Genomic DNA, 15,424 nt, shown 5'->3' on the forward strand with positions numbered 1-15,424 from the left:
TATTTCTATACTCATAACTTGTTTTTCATACTTCTATCAAAGTGAACAGTAACAACTGTTAGAAGTGTTGTGGTTTCATTGTAAACGACTGGTTAACGAATCAAATTCACAGTAACATCAAATGTTAAACTAATCCAGGTACGATCGCTGGTAAAAACTGGAAGTTTTAATCTTTTACCCAAAGCTAAACAAGCTCTATCTCCTAAAGAAAGACCGATACTTTTAGTTAAAGGTCGCAGTCGAGCAACTGTCAAGGCATCTTCTTCTGTAAAAGGTAAAATTTCTAGGCTATTGTTTAATAATCCTTCGTCTTCTAGTTGTTGAACAAATCTTTGAGGATCTTCTCCAATATCGGCAACTTTAGTTAAGACTTCTGCCCAATTAATAATACTCATATAAGCACCGTCAAATAAAACATTTTCGACAGTTGTTGCTCCAGGTTCGTCGCGGAGGTAAGCTAATAATGCAGAAGCATTTAAAACACAATTACTCATTCATTGCCTCCTGATGACGTTCGTAAATTAATTCATTCACGAGATTACGTTCGGGAGCTTTATCTTTTAAAATACCCCTTAACTTACTAATTTGAGGGCGAATACTTTTTAGGTGTAAAGTTCCGTTTTCATCAACAGTAAGAATTAAGCGATCGCCAGGTTTTAGGTTTAGCTGTTGTTGCACTTCTTGAGGTAATTTTAGCTGTCCCTCGTTTTCTATTTTTAAGGTATAGTTAGTCATTGTTTTTGCCAATCTTTATTAAAATTATAGCCCAAGTAAAGACACGGTATTTTTAATTATGCTTGGGTTTAAACATAATTGTAATTTGCCGTGTCAATTAGGTTAATTGTGGTGTATTGTGGAGGAAGAAGTTAACTTAATGCTTTTTTTTACCTATTTATGCAGGTCTCATTAAGAGTTCTAAGTCGGTGATGAGAGGTGTAATTATTTCTTTTTCTTGTCGATCGTTGGCTTTGGTTTGCTTGTTTGTTTGTTGCGTTTCTTCTTCGTCGGCTAAGTAAATTACTGGAAGAGGTTCGTGTTGATTTTGGTTTGGTAGATATTCTGGATAAAGCATCGTTGTGAGTTGAACTCGATGCTTTTAAGTTAGTGATTTTGATGAAGTTTCTGTAAAGTTATTGTGTCAGTATCGGGAAATAACTACGCAGATAGCGAAATTGTGATTAACTCGCCATTCCTAGAGTAAGATAGTCAAAATCTGATGGTGAAATAATTTGCAGTCAAAAAAATAGCACGATCGCTGTCTGTTTTCATCTTCTCATCAGTGGGCGATCGCGTAACTGGTTCACACAATTCCTTCAAGTTCTAATTCTTCAATCATCTGAAGCCCACCTGGGTCGCCTACTTTTAACAATGATGCTCTTGCATCTTCTTTCACACCTAAATCTTCGTCTTCGACTAGGGCTTCAATCAAAGCATCAATTGCTGTAGCATAAACTACATTTGAGGGTAATTCTCGGCATAACTGCCCGATTGACCAAGCACAATTACTTCGCACTGCGGCTACTGAATCGCGCCTTAAAGCCTCAATTAACGGCGGTAGAGCCGAGATCATATCTTCGTATTCGAGTTTGGCTATTTGCGCTAAACTGCTTGCCGCCCAAAGACGTACTGCTGCAATATCACTTTTTAACGCATTTGTCAAGGGCGATAAAGAACGACGCGATCGGCAATTACCCAAAGCCCAAACTACACCTTTACGGACATAACCATTCCAATCATTTTCCAGTTGAGTAATCAACGGTTCCACCGCATCCGGACTAGGGTTACGTCCCAAAGCATAAGCCGCACTCACCCGCACCAAAGGACAAACATCTGTCAGCAAGCGGATCAAATGGGGAATAGCCCGTTCGTCCTCAATTTCGCAAAAAGCCCTAGCCGCCAACATTCGTTGTGGCGTTTCCGGGGAAGATAGCAGCGCTAACATCACCTCTGGGTTCGGCGGCGGAGTCTGTTCCTCTACAGGCTCCATGCGATCCAGAGGGCTTTCTAGCTCTGCATCAACATCGAGTATAAGTAGATCGTCATCATCATCATACATACTTGTAAGTTAGCATTACCGAGGTAATTTCACCAGTACCTTTTTAGGGGAATTGGGAATTGGGGACTGGGAATTGGTAACTGTTAACTGATAACTGCTCACTGTTCACTGATAACTGACTAAAGAGGTTTAACCATCAATAGCGACTGAGTTTGGTAGCCGAGACTGCGATAGAGGTTGACGGCTGGTTGGTTTTCCTGGAAAACATGAAGCCCAATTTGGCGATCGCCTCTTTTTTTTGCCCATATTTGCGCTTGATTCATTAAAGCCGAACCAATACCTTTACGTCGATGTTCGGGAGCGACATAAAGCAGGAAAATATGAGTATAGCGAGAGCCGACGATCTGATCGATCCCGTTTCCCATCCACAGACAACCGATGGGAGTCAGCCGTTGTTCTGTATCTATATTTGGTTCCACAAACCATAAAGGTGTTTCCGGAGAAAAATAACGCCTTACCGTGTCCGCCAAATGAGCAAAATCGTTAACTGCGGGAAAAATTTCCTGGTAAGTTACTTGCATAAACTTGACCAGTAAAGCGCGATCGCATCCAAGTCCGACTCGCAACCGATAACCTGGTAATAACTCTTCAGACACCGAAATTTCCCTTTAACAAAGACATATCAGCCGATGGCTGTGGTACTGAGTTTACATCTTCAATGGGTGCGGGCGCTGCCATATCGTTTGGTAAAAAGATTCTCGCACTAACTGCCACTAGCGCCACCAGAAAGACAAACACGATCAGTAAAGGAAAAACGAATTCGCGCAAAATTGCCATTGTTATCTCGGTTGTAACTTGATGAAAAAAAGATTTATTAAGCTTATCGTTTCTAGTGTAGCGATTTTTCTGTTCCAGGATTAGCAGCGTCGTGCCAAGTCAGCGCAGCGATCGCACTCAGTTTACTCTTTCACTGCTTTAATTGACCAATTAATCCCCAAAAGTTAAATATATTTTTTTTCCTAAAATACCAAAGCAGCTTTCATCGCCTACTTAATCAAGATCTGAGATATTTTCTCGGAAGTAAATCAAGAAACTGGCTTATAGATTGAAACTAACCAGAAGATTTAGTATCAATGTATTCTCGCCAATATTGAATTTTGCCATTTTCAAGCTCGAAAATAATGGCATCTTCAGCTAGAGAAATTTCTCCGGTTTCTTTCTTCTTTTGCTGCCAATCCCACTCCACAGCACCATCCTTACCATTGAAAACAATTCTTTTTACTGTTATTTTAGTATCGGTGTAGTTAGCAAAATAATTTTCTACTGCTTGTTTAATTGCTTGCTTTCCTTGAGATGTAGAACCAGGAACGATAAAAAGACCATTTTCTGCAAAATCAGCAATAATTTGGTCAGCATTGGCAGTTTCCCAACCATTTACTTGCCTTGCAATCAAGTAGTGAATGTTTAGTTCTAGAAACGGCAAAGTTGCTAAATTTTTAGCACAAACTATGCTTGTGGGCAAGATTAAACCATAAATGACGAGAGTAACTAAAGTAACTCTTATCAATTTGCCGAAAAAATTTAGATATTTGTAATCATTAATCATTATTTTTCTGCTTAAATATTAACTATAAGCTTTTCTTTCAGAAAACTGAATTTATTTCTCAAACTGTAGTGGTAACATCGCCACTGCGAAACTCTCCCACACTTGGCGGCGATCGCGGAACTTGTCAAAGAAACTCAGACAAACTGCGTAGGTGTATAGCCCGCCGTGAGCGATCGCCGCTCCCCCAAACATCACCATCTATGACGCAAGGATATATAATCTCTCTTGGCAAAATGTACCTGCTGTTACAATAATTTGATTATCTGCGGTGATAGAAAGTGACAGACTCGGCTTATAAATAAATACGAGTCGAAGAATTATTGAGGAGTTGAACAGTTGAAAAAAGTCGAAGCTATTATCCGTCCCTTTAAACTAGACGAAGTCAAAATCGCACTCGTCAATGCTGGTATCGTCGGAATGACTGTCTCGGAAGTCCGGGGTTTCGGACGACAAAAGGGTCAAACAGAACGCTATCGTGGTTCTGAGTATACCGTCGAGTTTCTCCAAAAGCTCAAAATCGAGATTGTCGTTGAAGACGATCAAGTCGATATGGTAGTTGATAAAGTTATCGCCGCCGCTCGCACTGGAGAAATTGGCGACGGTAAAATCTTTATTACTCCTGTGGATCAAATTATCCGCATTCGTACTGGAGAAAAAAATTTGGAGGCTGTGTAAAAAAAGCGATCGCATAACTAGGGGCAACCATAGGGGGATTGCCCCTAGATTTTGCCTTTATGTGTGGTCGCTCTTCAAAATCATGGTGGCTAATTTCGGTAATAATGCCTCGAAGGCTTTACCTCGATGACTAATTTTGTTCTTGACTTCTGGTGACATTTGTGCAAAAGTCATTTGGTGTTCTGGAACATAAAAAATGGGGTCGTAGCCAAAGCCACCTTTACCTTGAGGAGTTTGGAGAATTTCGCCTCGACAGATACCTTCAGTTTCTAAGACAACTTCGCCATCCCGACGAGCAACAGCGATCGCGCAAACAAACTGGGCTTGGCGATTATTTGCCTCTCCTAGCTCATTTAACAGCCGTTCGATCCGATCTTGGTCTGTTTTACCATAACGAGCCGAATAAATGCCTGGAGCGCCATTTAGAGCCTCTACCTCTAAGCCTGAGTCATCGGCGATCGCCCATTCTCCCGTTGCTTTGGCAATCTGGGAAGCTTTCAAACGAGCATTCGCTAAAAAAGTCTCGCCTGTTTCGGCAATATCTAGCTCATCTGGCTTCAGTTGCAACTTAATGGGTAAATCTGTTAAGTATTCCTGCATTTCCCGCACTTTACCTGGATTTCCCGTTGCTACGATTAGTTTTTTCATGATTATTGGGGATTGGGGACTGGGGATTGGGGATTGGGGATTGGGGATTGGGGACTGGGGATTGGGGATTGGGGACTGGGGATTAGGGATTGGGGATTGGGGATTAGGGATTGGGGATTGGGGATTGGGGATTAGGGATTGGGGATTGGGAAACAAGAGGATAAACTGCTAACTGCTAACTGTTAACTGATAACTGATAACTGCTAACTGTTAACTGATAACTGTTAACTGATAACTGATAACTGTTAACTGCTCAAGAGTTTGCCCAATTTTTTGCCCAAGTTAAAGTTTTCCGGACTTCAGTTAAATTTGGTGCTTCACAATACAAGCGTAAAACTGGTTCAGTACCGCTAAAGCGAATCAATAACCAACTATTATCCGCTAAACGAAACTTATAGCCATCGATGTCGAGACAGTCAATTACTTGCTTACCTGCTACAGTTTTCATGGGTTCGTTTTGTAACCGTGCGAGTAACTTCCCGCGTACATCCATACTCGCTAAAGGTAAGTCAAGGCGATCGTAAGCAAAATTAAAGTTAGTTTTTTCCTGTAACTGTGCGTAAAGTGCGCCTAAATCTTTCCCAGATTCAACGATCGCTTCTAATAAATAAAGTGCTGACATCAAAGCGTCTCGTTCGGGAATATGATTTCCATAACCTATACCACCCGACTCTTCGCCACCTACTAACACTTGAGTCGTTTGCATTCGATCGGCAATATATTTATAACCAATTGGTGTTTGATGTAGAGGCAAGCCATATAACTCAGCCAGACGAGGAATTATATCCGAACCACTCACCGTTTTAACCACTTCTCCCGTCATTTTGCGGCGTTTTGCCAAGTGAGCGATCAAAATCGGGATTAAAACTTGGGAACTGAGAAAATTACCTTGTCCATCCACAGCCGCAATGCGATCGCTATCCCCATCAAAGACAAATCCTACTCGCAAACCATCTGCCTCATTGCGGGCTGCACTGCGAATTTTCCGAAATAAAGCCGATAGATGACGAGGTAAAGGTTCCGGCGCGCCACCACCAAACAAAGGATCGCGATCGCCGTTGATCTCCTCAATCTCCATTCCCAACAAACGATTTAACCCTGTTGCGGCTGCACCGTGCATCACATCAGCAAATATCTGTAACTTTCCATAGGCGATCGCCTCTTGAATCGCCTCAATTTTCACCTTCTTACGCAAACCCTCACAATAACTCGACCAAGGTTCAAACTTCTGCAAACTACCAGAATATTTTCTTGACGGTTGAGGTCTTGACAAAAGCGCCTCAATTTGCTTCGTAACTTCCGGAGAAACCGAACCACCGAAAGCACCTTTAACCTTCAACCCCAAATAACCAGGAGGATTATGACTAGCCGTAATCACCAAAGCCCCCAAAGCCCGTTCAGCCATAGCCGCCCAACTAAAAGCCGGAGTCGGAGCATAACTTTGGGACAAAAGCACATCAAAACCAGCAGCCTGAGTAGCTTCTGCGGTTGCCAGAGCAAACTCTTCAGCCAGAAAGCGGCGATCGTAGCCAACAATAATCTTATTATTGCCAGCAGCATCGCCATAATTATCTGCCAAAACCTTTGCTGCTAGGGGAGCGAGCATCGTCACACGCTCAAAAGTGAAATCGGCGGCGATTAAACCTCGCCAGCCATCAGTGCCAAATTTAATCGGGTTTACAGTGACTGGCATGAGACAGGAATGATAGCTTGGTCAGCGAGATTCTAACACAATCAGTAGCGATCGGCTAACCTCAAACAAATTAACTTTCCGGTTCTGAAGTTTCCGAAACCTCAGCAACCAAATCTCCATCAGTCGAAACAAATAGCTCCTGATTTAGAAAAGCCCGCAGTTTCATCCGCTCAATATAGGGCCAACCGCCATTTTCCTCAATATCTTTCAGCAAATTGTATAATTCCTGTCGATTATCAGGAAGAGATTCCAGAAAAAGTTCCTCTCTAATACCTCGATGTAAATCCTCCAAAGTTCGCAGCACCAACAGCAAAGCCCGACTATCACCGCGACACTGCTTTGCCATCTGTAATACAAAAGAGAAAACCTCTTGCAGTTCAATTGTCAGCTCTTTTGAGTCCCAAGCTCGATCCGAGTTCATCACCTTCCAAGAATTCATTTTAAAATTCGGGATTGACAAAACTTGATGCACCTCTTGCACTGAAAACGTGGCTAGTATCGGTGGAAAAGAGCCACACCCGTGTACAATCTTTATGAGAGCTTAACATAAGCCTTTCAACTCTATCCTGATAATATTTTTGCTTAACACAGCAGCAGTTTCAGCAAAACCGCACGCTGTAGTTAGGCTAGCGCGAGCTAAAGACAAAGCTGTTCTTAACACTAGGAAAGCTCTCGATCTGGAAAACTCCCAATCGAGAATAATGATTATTTTCATCCTAGTTACACTTTGTCCACAGTTAGCGAATTTCCACAGAAAAATTTTGTTTTTTTCGAGATTGACGAAACGAGGTTGACCATGAGAAGGTATCGCGTACTCATTGTTGCCTTCCTAGCTGTATGCCTGAGTGTACTCACAGCTTGTAGCGAAGGACCAGCAACAGCCACCAGCAGAGAGCAACTAACCTACGATCAGATTCTTAATACTGGACTGGCAAATACCTGTCCGCAACTTACAGAAACTAGTCGTGGTTCGATCGCCATTGAACCCGATAAATCTTACCGTTTAGTAGATTTGTGTTTGGAACCGAAAGAATTTTTTGTCGAGGAAGAACCTACTAATAAACGTAGAGAAGCTGAATTCGTGCCTGGAAAATTATTAACCAGGTATACCACTAGCCTTGAGCAAATCAGTGGACAACTGAAATTAGAAGAAGACGGCAGCTTAGTTTTTATCGAAAAAGGTGGTATTGACTTCCAGCCAGTGACAGTTCAACTTCCTGGCGGCGAACAAATACCTTTCATGTTTACGATTAAAAGATTAGTTGCCAAATCTCAGCCCGGTTTGTCAGCAGTCAGTACTGCAACTGACTTTAAAGGTGAGTTTTACGTTCCTTCTTATCGAGGTAACGTTTTCCTCGACCCCAAAGGTCGTGGTGTCGCCAGTGGCTATGACAACGCAGTTGCTTTACCATCTCAAGCAGATGCAGAAGAATTAGCTCGTGCTAACGTGAAACGGCTACAAGGTGGTCAAGGGCAAATCTCCCTGCAAGTGGCAAAAGTCGATCGCGTAACTGGCGAAATTGCCGGAACATTTGAAAGCGAGCAACCTTCGGACACAGATTTAGGTGCTGACGAACCCGAACAAGTAAAAGTTCGTGGCATTTTCTATGCTCGCGTTGAACCTGATTTTTCATAAATTTCTTGCTCTTAGCCAGCATAAATAATCACTAAGCCCCTTCCTGGGGCTTTTTTTTATGACTGAACTGAGATGATTTTCCTTGTTGACTAGCAGTTTTCTCTTCATTTCTCAATATTTCTCGATTTTTTGCCGACAACTTCGGAATTATTTTGATTCATCTCAATGAAATTAGGTACTATCAATTAAGTAAATAAACTCTCACTCAGTCAATACGGGTAAAAATGCTGTTGTCGTCAAACCGACAAAAAGCTTACACTTAATTGATTTGAAAGGGAAAAACATCTGTTACAAATCACAGCATCATTGAGAAAAGCAGGTTAAAAATAAAAAAATTGCCTTTGACCAGTCGATCTACCAAATAATTAGGATATGTTGACTCAAACTGCCCAACAAGAAGAACTAAAGCGCAAAAGCATGGAACTTTTGCAAGACTATCAAAAGTCTGGAGATCCTCGCCTTCGCAACCAAATTTTGAAACTTAATTTTGGCTTGGTGAGGAAGGAAGCTCACCACTGGGTTAATCAATGTAATGAAAGTTACGAAGACTTAGTACAAGTTGGTAGTATTGGTTTACTACGGGCAATCGAACGCTTCGATCTGAGTAAGGGAAATGCTTTTAGTTCTTTTGCTATTCCCTATGTCCGAGGTGAGATTCAACACTATTTGCGCGATAAAAGTAGCTCTCTGAGGATTCCTCGACGTTGGTTGGAAATTCGTCACTCGGCGGCGGCGGTAACGCGAGATTTGCGAGAAAAGTTAAATCGCCAACCTACAGATGTAGAAGTTGCTCAAGCTTTAGAAATTTCCTTGAAAGAGTGGCAAGAAATTAAGCTAGCTTATCAAAATCGCGAACCTCTTAGCTTAGATGTTACTGTCGGTGATGAAGAAGAGGGTAGTGCTAGCTTAGGTGAACTGGTTCCCGATACGCACTATCGTAGTTTTCAGTTAGCACAAGAAGACCAAATTCGACTCGAACAAGCTTTGGTACAACTGGAAAACCGTACTCGCGAAGTTCTCGAATTTGTGTTTTTACACGATCTAACTCACAAAGAAGCAGCCGAAATTTTGGATATTAGTGTGGTAACAGTGTCCCGTCGAGTGAAAAAAGGGTTGAGTTCATTGAAAAAGCTGATGCAAACAGAAGTTTTTTGAATGAAGTTTACGATACTTGTGTGGGAGTGGTTCCGTAGTTGCTCGCTCGTCAAAGTTAAACGCGATCGCATTATCGTTCTCAAAAACGGATCTCCTCGCACTCTAAATTATTGCCATTACTGATTCTTCAGCATTTGTCAATCTTTGAGATCTAATTCAGCCACAGGGAATCAATCAGCTAAAAATTGTCAATATTTTCGCCAAAATAAGCATTTTACCCGACTATTTCTTAGTTCTTGCCAAATGTTAAATATTGTTGAGAATACTGGTTGAAAAAAAAAGCTAGTATTTGATTATAAGTATTTTCTGTTGTATGTAAAATTTTAGCTTGGGGGGATAATAGTCATGGGGAAATTTTCATTAATGGCATTCTTGGCAGCGATCGCTCTTTTTGTCGGTGGCTGTGAAGCTTTGCAGTCGTTTTTACCAGGTGGCGACGACCAACAACCAGAGGTGGTAGAACCAGTGGGGGAATCACCGACAGCAGAAGTTCCCAATAATACTCCCGGTGGTACAGAGAATCCTGAAATCGCTGAATCGGAGGAAACTGTCCCTCCTCCACCCACAGTAGTTACACCAGGAGGATTAATCCAATCAACTAATCCTCAACAACGGATAGGTGAAATTACTCAAGGTCGAGAAGATCCTTTCGCCTCGATTCCGGTACAACCAATTATAGAAGTTGAGCCAGGTGAACCTGAAACGAATAATCAACCAGTTTCCCCAGTAGCACCTGCTCCCGGTAACACTCAATCTGCTGGTAATAATAGGGGTGCAGGAGCAGCCGATAGAATCGATCGCGCACGAGATACAGTTTCACGCAGTACACGAGTTCCCTCACCACTGACGACACCTCCACCTACTACTACTCAAGCTCCACAAACTCCCTCCAATGGAAGCAGCACAACTCCCAGAACTCCCTCCAATGGAAGCAGCACAACTCCAAAAACTCCTTCCAATGGAGGCAGCACAACTCCAAAAACTCCCTCCAATGGAGGTGACAACGGAGATACTCCAGTAGCGGTTGCTCCTCCTAGCGAACCTAGTTTTATTCCTGAATTGCCGCCACCGCCGCAGCCAGATTTAGCAGAAGCAGTCGCTGTTACGGGAGTGGTTCAAGTGGGAGGCGTACCGCAAGCTATTGTCAAAGCTCCCAACGAAAAATTCAGTCGCTATGTCCGCGCAGGACAGTATTTGTCTAACGGACAGGTGTTAGTCAAGCGTATTGATATGAATGATGGTCCTGAACCTGTGGTAATTCTTGAAGAAAAGGGCATCGAAGTAGCCAAGACTGTGGGAGCGCCTGCCACAGGAGATTTACCTTCAGATACATCACCTAGTGCCTCGAAAGCTTCTATTGTTGGTAGCTTATCTGAGAGAGAAAATCGCTCTTTTGAAAGATTTACCAAAAAATTGGGTTGAAAGCCTCGCCGTTCTACGGCGACTTTGATTGAGAAGAAACTAGAAAATTAGTACAATAGTCGTTCTTCGAGTAGAACTAAAGTCTACGCGATGACAGATAAGCAAGAAGATGACGAACCAAATTACAGAACAAAAACGAGAACTTCTGCGTTGTTCGGGGTTGCCCTTGGCAGTGTATCGAGAAATTGCTGCTCATTTACGACAGGTTGAGGGTGTCGAAACAAAATTGATTACTCAGCAATCTCAACACTTTGATTACTACCAAAGTCAAGTTGATGGTATTTTGATTCAATATCCCATCCCATTTGATGCTACTTGCCAAGGTAATCTAGAAGCAATTTTGGCTTATTACGCTCAACAGCATGGTACATGGCAACGCCAGCCAGTTGATGAGTCAAGCTAGATTAGAAGACATAAAATGAGGAAATTCTTAAGTTTGATTGGTCGGATAACCATCGGGATTAATTGTGCTTGAGTCTATTTGCGCCTCGGATAAGTCAACATTGCGAGCGCGGAATAAGTTAGCACCGACTAATCGAGAGCAACTTAGATTTGCCCGAGCTAAGTTGGCTCTAGTTAAATTTGCTTCAGTCAAGTCAGCATTACTGAGGTCGGCTCCAAATAAATCACATCTTTGTAAATTAGCACCTTTCAGGTTAGCTCCTTGTAAGTTAGCGTAGCGGAGATTTGCTCTAGACAAGTTTGCTCCACTCAAGTTAGCATCTGATAAGTTACTTTGGTAAAGTTGAGCATCGCTTAACTCGCAAGCCTGAAGTTGCGAGCGTTCTAAAGTAGCGTTTTTCAAGTTAGCATAGGGTAAATAAGCTTGTGTTAAATCGCTACCCGCTAGATTTATTTCTGGGAGTTTAGCTTCAAAAAGGTCAGCGTTGCTGAGATTGACTTGACTGAAATTTCGTTGTCCTCTGGCATATTGTTCCAGTAAATCTTTTACATTTAGCTCTCGCATCTTTGTTTACTTAATTAGTTTTCCTCCTCAACTTTCAGGCTTTTTCTGAAACAGTTATGAGTATTTATGCTTAGTTATCTCTAAGTTAAGGGACTAAGTAAGCAGACAAATTTCTTCTCAAGATTTTCTTAATATTTGTAACAGGATTTTCAAATAAAAACTGACTGTTGATATAATTAGCATCTTACTCAGGAGGGATAGCCAAAGCAAAGTTTGCTCAACCTCTGCCAAATAGCGCCAATGAATGTCAAGATGAAAACAAAGGGTCAGTAACAAAAACAGCTATGGCAGAATTTTCAGGATCGATTGCAAAGCATTACCACGAGCGAACCAAATACGACCCCGAAACGATCGCCCAAAAAAACAAAACTCTCGACTGGGAAAAGCAGCCAGTACCATTTAAGGAATACAAAATTGGTCAAACCTTCGACCTAAAGCCTTATTTAACGGACGAGGAATTAGATTCACAGTGGCGACGGTTATCGAAGTTGCTCTTTTGCAGCTACGGGTTGACAGCAAAAATGGCGACGATGTTCGGATCGCCATTATATCTGCGGGCTGCACCTTCGGCGGGAGGTTTGTATCCGGTAGAGGTTTATCTGCTTTCTCGCGGAACAGATTTATTACCGCCGGGATTGTACAACTATCAACCGCAAACTCATACCTTAGTTCATTTTTGGGAAAGCGAGATTTGGGCTGATTTACAAGCAGCTTGTTTTCAACATCCAGCATTAGAAAAGACTAAATTAGCGATCGCCACAAGTGCTATTTTTTATCGTTCGGCTTGGCGTTATGAAGATCGAGCTTATCGACGGATTTTCCTGGATACAGGACATATCTTGGGCAATATTGAGTTAGCTTGTGCAATTAATAGTTATCGCCCCTACCCGATCGGTGGTTTTAATGATGAAGCAATCGATAAGTTGCTTTATCTCAACTCTAATGAAGAAGGAGTAATGACAGTCATTCCTTTACTAGATTTACAAAATGACACCCAAAAAGTATTTTCCGCAACGACAGCTTTACCCTCTGAAGTCACAACAGATTATCAAGTTGTTCCTGATGGAGAGTTGTTAGGTTATTTTCACCAAAAAACACAGATCGATCGGGTTTTAGAGCCACTTAATAAAGAAGAGAAAGGAGAATTATTTTTAGAAGATAAATATAATTTTCCCTTCTGTACGAAAATTTCTACTAAAATTACTCCCATTGATTGGCAAGAAAATTTATCGGGAATAGAAAATACCATTCTCAAGCGACGTTCGACTCGTGCTTACACGGGTGCTAACTTAACTTTATTAGAGTTAAATGCTTTGTTGAATTTTACTTATCAGCCTCAAGATTATGCCAGACAAGGTTTAGATGGTTCGCCAGATTATTTCGATCTGTCCTTATTGGAAACCTTCGTAGCTGTTTCGGGAGTAGATGGTTTAGAAGAAGGCTGTTATTATTACGCACCGAAAGCACAAGAATTACGCCAAATTCGCTTTAAGAATTTTCGGCGGGAGTTGCATTATTTGTGTTTGGGACAAGATTTAGGTAGAGATGCAGGGGCAGTAATTTTTCATACAGCCGATTTAAAATTAGCTATATCTAAATATGGCGATCGCGTCTACCGTTATTTACATCTGGATGCGGGACATTTAGGACAGCGTTTGAATCTTGCTGCTATTTATCTCGATTTAGGAGTTAGCGGTATTGGTGGCTTTTTTGATGACCAAGTGAATGAAGTTTTGGGCATTCCGGCTGACGAAGCTGTTATTTATATTACTACCTTGGGTCGTCCACGACGCAGATAGTCATCAGTGAACAGTTAGCACGTAGCCGCATTTATCAGTTTATCTCCCCCCTCTTCCAATCCCCAATATGTTTTTGTTTTTGTCAAAGCTACTACCGTTATTTATTTATCCTTTAGGATTAGCTTGTTTGTTGCTAATTATGGCTTTAGTGATGTGGTGGCGAAGATCGCGTTGGACACCGATACCTATATCATTAGCATTGTTAATTCTCTGGGTAGCTAGTAGCGGTTGGATGAGTGCTGCATTAGTGCGATCGCTGGAATGGCAAAATATTCCTAGAGGTGAGTTACCCACAGCAGAAGCGATCGTTTTATTAGGAGGTGCGACGAAACCGCCGACTCCACCACGACCAATGGTAGATGTAAAAGATGAAGGCGATCGCGTACTTTATGCGGCTAAACTATACCAAGAGCAAAAAGCACCGATAATTGTTGCGGCTGGAGGTCGTATTGATTGGCGTGATGGCGGACAATCAGAAGCAGAAGATATGGCAGAATTGCTCAAAATGATGGGGGTTCCCAGTCGAGCTATTATCCTAGAACCAGATTCATTGAATACTTATGAAAATGCGGTTAACGTGCGGAAAATTCTTGAAGATCGAGGCATTAAACGAGTATTGTTAGTAACCTCTGCTATTCATATGCCTCGAAGTGTGTTAATTTTTCAACGTCAAAATTTTGAAGTTATTCCCGCACCTTGTGACTTTCTCATCGCTAAACCAAGTGGACAAAGAACTACTGAAGGAACAATTCTCAATTTAATTCCTGATAGCGAGAGGCTTGTTAATAGTACTAGAGCAATGAAAGAATACATTGGAATGGTAATTTATCGTCTCCGGGGTTGGCTGTAGGTGAAATCGCGAGTAGCTCAACTAGCTACTCGATAAATTCAATAAACCCGATCTACTAATAAGTTCTTTAGATAATCTCAGAAGAATAAAAGCAAAAAGCAACACATAACACCTAAGTTATTTATTACAAATATATACAAGCATTTATGGAACGAGCATCTCGGAATCTGGCGTTAGAGAGAAACTTTGAAGGCAATCTCAGATGGGTAGCTTACCACGAAGGACTACTTAATCCTTTACGAGGGAATGCTCGAAGAGGAAATGCTAACGAGATTAGACGTATATACCGTGCGAGACAAGGACATAATCCGGATACGAGATATTTAGATGCCACGGTTAGCGATCTGGCGTTAATAGAGATGTGCCAGCGATTATGAAGTGTAAGCTTGAAGATAAAGATAGAGACGTTGCACGCAACGTCTCTACATGGTTAAATGACCTCCAGTTCATTTTGTCGTAAATGAGCTTTGAATTTTTTTGTGAACTGGACTTGAATGGGAAGATTGGCGCTAACTGGTCTTCCTTGCCATTCGAGAATAATTGCAGTTACTTCTCCTTCCATACCTTTGATATCGAAGGGTTCTTTTCTGTGTTCAGGATGGTGGTAAACGATAACAGAGTCAATGACACGGACGCGATCGCCAACTTTCATATAGCTTGTTTTCTATCTCCTACTGTGCTGCAAAATCGCTGATTAAGCGTTTTTTAGCAATTAAATTATTCTTGCATAAAATCGTCCTTAGTCTGAACTGGGCAGTTTCGATAGTTCAGTTTTAGGTGTCAACAACTAACTTAGGCTGCCAATCGAACCAAGGTTTTGCGGCTTGGTTCGCGCTGGCAAGAGATAATAAAGTTGTTTCGGCAGTTGGCTTACCCAGAGGAATGACGATCGCTGCTACGATCTCTACATAGCCTCTTAAATCGTGAGTTCTTCTAGTGAATATAAGCGATTTCACCAACCTTTTTTTAATAACCTA

22 protein-coding genes are annotated in these 15,424 nt (G+C 41.8%); 8 read left to right on the forward strand and 14 right to left on the reverse strand.

All coding sequences use genetic code 11. The features are described from left to right. Nucleotides 1–92 precede the first annotated feature (92 nt). The 8 genes from G3T18_RS15990 to G3T18_RS16025 form a co-directional block, all read right to left on the reverse strand. Entirely contained in the window at nt 93–494 is a 402-nt protein-coding gene (locus G3T18_RS15990) for a PIN domain-containing protein (RefSeq protein ID WP_224411573.1), read from the reverse strand. Then, on the reverse strand, nt 487–735 hold the full coding sequence (locus tag G3T18_RS15995) for an AbrB/MazE/SpoVT family DNA-binding domain-containing protein (RefSeq protein ID WP_224411574.1): 249 nt from the start codon (nt 733–735) through the stop codon (nt 487–489). The genes G3T18_RS15990 and G3T18_RS15995 overlap by 8 nt, the downstream gene beginning before the upstream one ends. A gap of 157 nt (nt 736–892) precedes the next feature. Next, the gene (locus G3T18_RS16000; protein ID WP_224411575.1) at nt 893–1,072 is read right to left on the reverse strand and encodes a hypothetical protein; all 180 of its coding nucleotides are present in this window, start codon (nt 1,070–1,072) and stop codon (nt 893–895) included. A gap of 228 nt (nt 1,073–1,300) precedes the next feature. Beyond that, nucleotides 1,301–2,056, reverse strand: a complete 756-nt coding sequence (locus G3T18_RS16005) for a HEAT repeat domain-containing protein (RefSeq protein WP_224411576.1) — start codon at nt 2,054–2,056, stop codon at nt 1,301–1,303. Nucleotides 2,057–2,175: 119 nt separating this feature from the next. Beyond that, entirely contained in the window at nt 2,176–2,652 is a 477-nt protein-coding gene (locus G3T18_RS16010; RefSeq protein WP_224411577.1) for a GNAT family N-acetyltransferase, read from the reverse strand. Then, a complete protein-coding gene (locus G3T18_RS16015) occupies nt 2,645–2,833 on the reverse strand; it encodes a hypothetical protein (RefSeq protein ID WP_224411578.1) in 189 nt (62 codons plus the stop codon). The genes G3T18_RS16010 and G3T18_RS16015 overlap by 8 nt, the downstream gene beginning before the upstream one ends. Before the next feature lie 274 nt (nt 2,834–3,107). Beyond that, nucleotides 3,108–3,602, reverse strand: a complete 495-nt coding sequence (locus G3T18_RS16020; protein ID WP_224411579.1) for a nuclear transport factor 2 family protein — start codon at nt 3,600–3,602, stop codon at nt 3,108–3,110. Nucleotides 3,603–3,653: 51 nt separating this feature from the next. Beyond that, a complete protein-coding gene (locus tag G3T18_RS16025) occupies nt 3,654–3,800 on the reverse strand; it encodes a hypothetical protein (RefSeq protein WP_224411580.1) in 147 nt (48 codons plus the stop codon). Between the two features lie 138 nt (nt 3,801–3,938). On the opposite strand from G3T18_RS16025, the gene G3T18_RS16030 reads away from it, so the two are divergent. Further along, on the forward strand, nt 3,939–4,277 hold the full coding sequence (locus G3T18_RS16030; protein ID WP_224411581.1) for a P-II family nitrogen regulator: 339 nt from the start codon (nt 3,939–3,941) through the stop codon (nt 4,275–4,277). Nucleotides 4,278–4,334: 57 nt separating this feature from the next. Here the strand turns inward: G3T18_RS16030 and rdgB are convergent, their stop codons facing one another. From rdgB to G3T18_RS16045, 3 genes are all read right to left on the reverse strand, one after another. After that, a complete protein-coding gene (gene rdgB / locus G3T18_RS16035) occupies nt 4,335–4,925 on the reverse strand; it encodes an RdgB/HAM1 family non-canonical purine NTP pyrophosphatase (protein WP_224411582.1) in 591 nt (196 codons plus the stop codon). Nucleotides 4,926–5,178: 253 nt separating this feature from the next. Next, nucleotides 5,179–6,618: a phosphoglucomutase/phosphomannomutase family protein gene (locus G3T18_RS16040; protein WP_224411583.1), complete on the reverse strand. Its 1,440-nt coding sequence runs from the start codon at nt 6,616–6,618 to the stop codon at nt 5,179–5,181. 70 nt (nt 6,619–6,688) lie between these two features. Continuing rightward, nucleotides 6,689–7,057, reverse strand: a complete 369-nt coding sequence (locus G3T18_RS16045; protein WP_224411584.1) for a hypothetical protein — start codon at nt 7,055–7,057, stop codon at nt 6,689–6,691. Between the two features lie 357 nt (nt 7,058–7,414). Between G3T18_RS16045 and psbO the strand changes: the two genes are divergently transcribed. The 4 genes from psbO (at nt 7,415) to G3T18_RS16065 (ending at nt 11,234) form a co-directional block, all read left to right on the forward strand. Further along, a complete protein-coding gene (gene psbO / locus G3T18_RS16050; protein ID WP_224411585.1) occupies nt 7,415–8,254 on the forward strand; it encodes a photosystem II manganese-stabilizing polypeptide in 840 nt (279 codons plus the stop codon). 372 nt (nt 8,255–8,626) lie between these two features. Further along, entirely contained in the window at nt 8,627–9,409 is a 783-nt protein-coding gene (locus G3T18_RS16055; protein WP_224411586.1) for an RNA polymerase sigma factor SigF, read from the forward strand. A 363-nt stretch (nt 9,410–9,772) separates the two neighbouring features. Then, nucleotides 9,773–10,831, forward strand: coding sequence for a hypothetical protein (locus G3T18_RS16060; RefSeq protein WP_224411587.1), 1,059 nt, complete (start codon nt 9,773–9,775; stop codon nt 10,829–10,831). A gap of 109 nt (nt 10,832–10,940) precedes the next feature. Then, nucleotides 10,941–11,234 carry a hypothetical protein gene (locus G3T18_RS16065; RefSeq protein ID WP_224411588.1) on the forward strand — a complete coding sequence of 98 codons (294 nt, stop codon included), beginning with the start codon at nt 10,941–10,943 and terminating at the stop codon, nt 11,232–11,234. Between the two features lie 27 nt (nt 11,235–11,261). Here the strand turns inward: G3T18_RS16065 and G3T18_RS16070 are convergent, their stop codons facing one another. Next, nucleotides 11,262–11,798, reverse strand: coding sequence for a pentapeptide repeat-containing protein (locus G3T18_RS16070; RefSeq protein WP_224411589.1), 537 nt, complete (start codon nt 11,796–11,798; stop codon nt 11,262–11,264). A 284-nt stretch (nt 11,799–12,082) separates the two neighbouring features. Here G3T18_RS16070 and G3T18_RS16075 point away from each other — a divergent pair, with 284 nt between their 5' ends. From G3T18_RS16075 to G3T18_RS16085, 3 genes are all read left to right on the forward strand, one after another. Further along, complete coding sequence (locus tag G3T18_RS16075) at nt 12,083–13,597, forward strand: SagB/ThcOx family dehydrogenase (protein ID WP_224411590.1); 1,515 nt, start codon at nt 12,083–12,085, stop codon at nt 13,595–13,597. Nucleotides 13,598–13,676: 79 nt separating this feature from the next. Further along, entirely contained in the window at nt 13,677–14,447 is a 771-nt protein-coding gene (locus tag G3T18_RS16080) for a YdcF family protein (RefSeq protein ID WP_318013987.1), read from the forward strand. A gap of 146 nt (nt 14,448–14,593) precedes the next feature. Further along, nucleotides 14,594–14,824 carry a hypothetical protein gene (locus G3T18_RS16085; RefSeq protein ID WP_224411592.1) on the forward strand — a complete coding sequence of 77 codons (231 nt, stop codon included), beginning with the start codon at nt 14,594–14,596 and terminating at the stop codon, nt 14,822–14,824. A 53-nt stretch (nt 14,825–14,877) separates the two neighbouring features. Here the strand turns inward: G3T18_RS16085 and G3T18_RS16090 are convergent, their stop codons facing one another. Together G3T18_RS16090 and G3T18_RS16095 are read right to left on the reverse strand one after the other, a co-directional pair. Further along, nucleotides 14,878–15,099: a ferredoxin-thioredoxin reductase variable chain gene (locus tag G3T18_RS16090; RefSeq protein WP_224411593.1), complete on the reverse strand. Its 222-nt coding sequence runs from the start codon at nt 15,097–15,099 to the stop codon at nt 14,878–14,880. A 121-nt stretch (nt 15,100–15,220) separates the two neighbouring features. Beyond that, nucleotides 15,221–15,403 carry a hypothetical protein gene (locus tag G3T18_RS16095; RefSeq protein ID WP_224411594.1) on the reverse strand — a complete coding sequence of 61 codons (183 nt, stop codon included), beginning with the start codon at nt 15,401–15,403 and terminating at the stop codon, nt 15,221–15,223. Nucleotides 15,404–15,424: the final 21 nt, after the last annotated feature.

The organism is Oscillatoria salina IIICB1 (genome assembly GCF_020144665.1).
Taxonomy (GTDB): domain Bacteria; phylum Cyanobacteriota; class Cyanobacteriia; order Cyanobacteriales; family SIO1D9; genus IIICB1.

What these genes read in the sequence shown, in the direction of transcription:
- G3T18_RS16005 (WP_224411576.1), bottom strand. Translation starts at nt 2,056, where the DNA reads ATGTATGATGATGATGACGATCTACTTATACTCGATGTTGATGCAGAG.
- G3T18_RS16055 (WP_224411586.1), top strand. Translation starts at nt 8,627, where the DNA reads ATGTTGACTCAAACTGCCCAACAAGAAGAACTAAAGCGCAAAAGCATG.
- G3T18_RS16065 (WP_224411588.1), top strand. Translation starts at nt 10,941, where the DNA reads ATGACGAACCAAATTACAGAACAAAAACGAGAACTTCTGCGTTGTTCG.
- G3T18_RS16070 (WP_224411589.1), bottom strand. Translation starts at nt 11,798, where the DNA reads ATGCGAGAGCTAAATGTAAAAGATTTACTGGAACAATATGCCAGAGGA.
- G3T18_RS16015 (WP_224411578.1), bottom strand. Translation starts at nt 2,833, where the DNA reads ATGGCAATTTTGCGCGAATTCGTTTTTCCTTTACTGATCGTGTTTGTC.
- G3T18_RS16000 (WP_224411575.1), bottom strand. Translation starts at nt 1,072, where the DNA reads ATGCTTTATCCAGAATATCTACCAAACCAAAATCAACACGAACCTCTT.
- G3T18_RS15995 (WP_224411574.1), bottom strand. Translation starts at nt 735, where the DNA reads ATGACTAACTATACCTTAAAAATAGAAAACGAGGGACAGCTAAAATTA.
- G3T18_RS16040 (WP_224411583.1), bottom strand. Translation starts at nt 6,618, where the DNA reads ATGCCAGTCACTGTAAACCCGATTAAATTTGGCACTGATGGCTGGCGA.
- G3T18_RS16075 (WP_224411590.1), top strand. Translation starts at nt 12,083, where the DNA reads ATGGCAGAATTTTCAGGATCGATTGCAAAGCATTACCACGAGCGAACC.
- G3T18_RS15990 (WP_224411573.1), bottom strand. Translation starts at nt 494, where the DNA reads ATGAGTAATTGTGTTTTAAATGCTTCTGCATTATTAGCTTACCTCCGC.
- G3T18_RS16085 (WP_224411592.1), top strand. Translation starts at nt 14,594, where the DNA reads ATGGAACGAGCATCTCGGAATCTGGCGTTAGAGAGAAACTTTGAAGGC.
- G3T18_RS16090 (WP_224411593.1), bottom strand. Translation starts at nt 15,099, where the DNA reads ATGAAAGTTGGCGATCGCGTCCGTGTCATTGACTCTGTTATCGTTTAC.
- G3T18_RS16060 (WP_224411587.1), top strand. Translation starts at nt 9,773, where the DNA reads ATGGCATTCTTGGCAGCGATCGCTCTTTTTGTCGGTGGCTGTGAAGCT.
- G3T18_RS16045 (WP_224411584.1), bottom strand. Translation starts at nt 7,057, where the DNA reads ATGAATTCTTGGAAGGTGATGAACTCGGATCGAGCTTGGGACTCAAAA.
- G3T18_RS16025 (WP_224411580.1), bottom strand. Translation starts at nt 3,800, where the DNA reads ATGGTGATGTTTGGGGGAGCGGCGATCGCTCACGGCGGGCTATACACC.
- rdgB (WP_224411582.1), bottom strand. Translation starts at nt 4,925, where the DNA reads ATGAAAAAACTAATCGTAGCAACGGGAAATCCAGGTAAAGTGCGGGAA.
- psbO (WP_224411585.1), top strand. Translation starts at nt 7,415, where the DNA reads ATGAGAAGGTATCGCGTACTCATTGTTGCCTTCCTAGCTGTATGCCTG.
- G3T18_RS16020 (WP_224411579.1), bottom strand. Translation starts at nt 3,602, where the DNA reads ATGATTAATGATTACAAATATCTAAATTTTTTCGGCAAATTGATAAGA.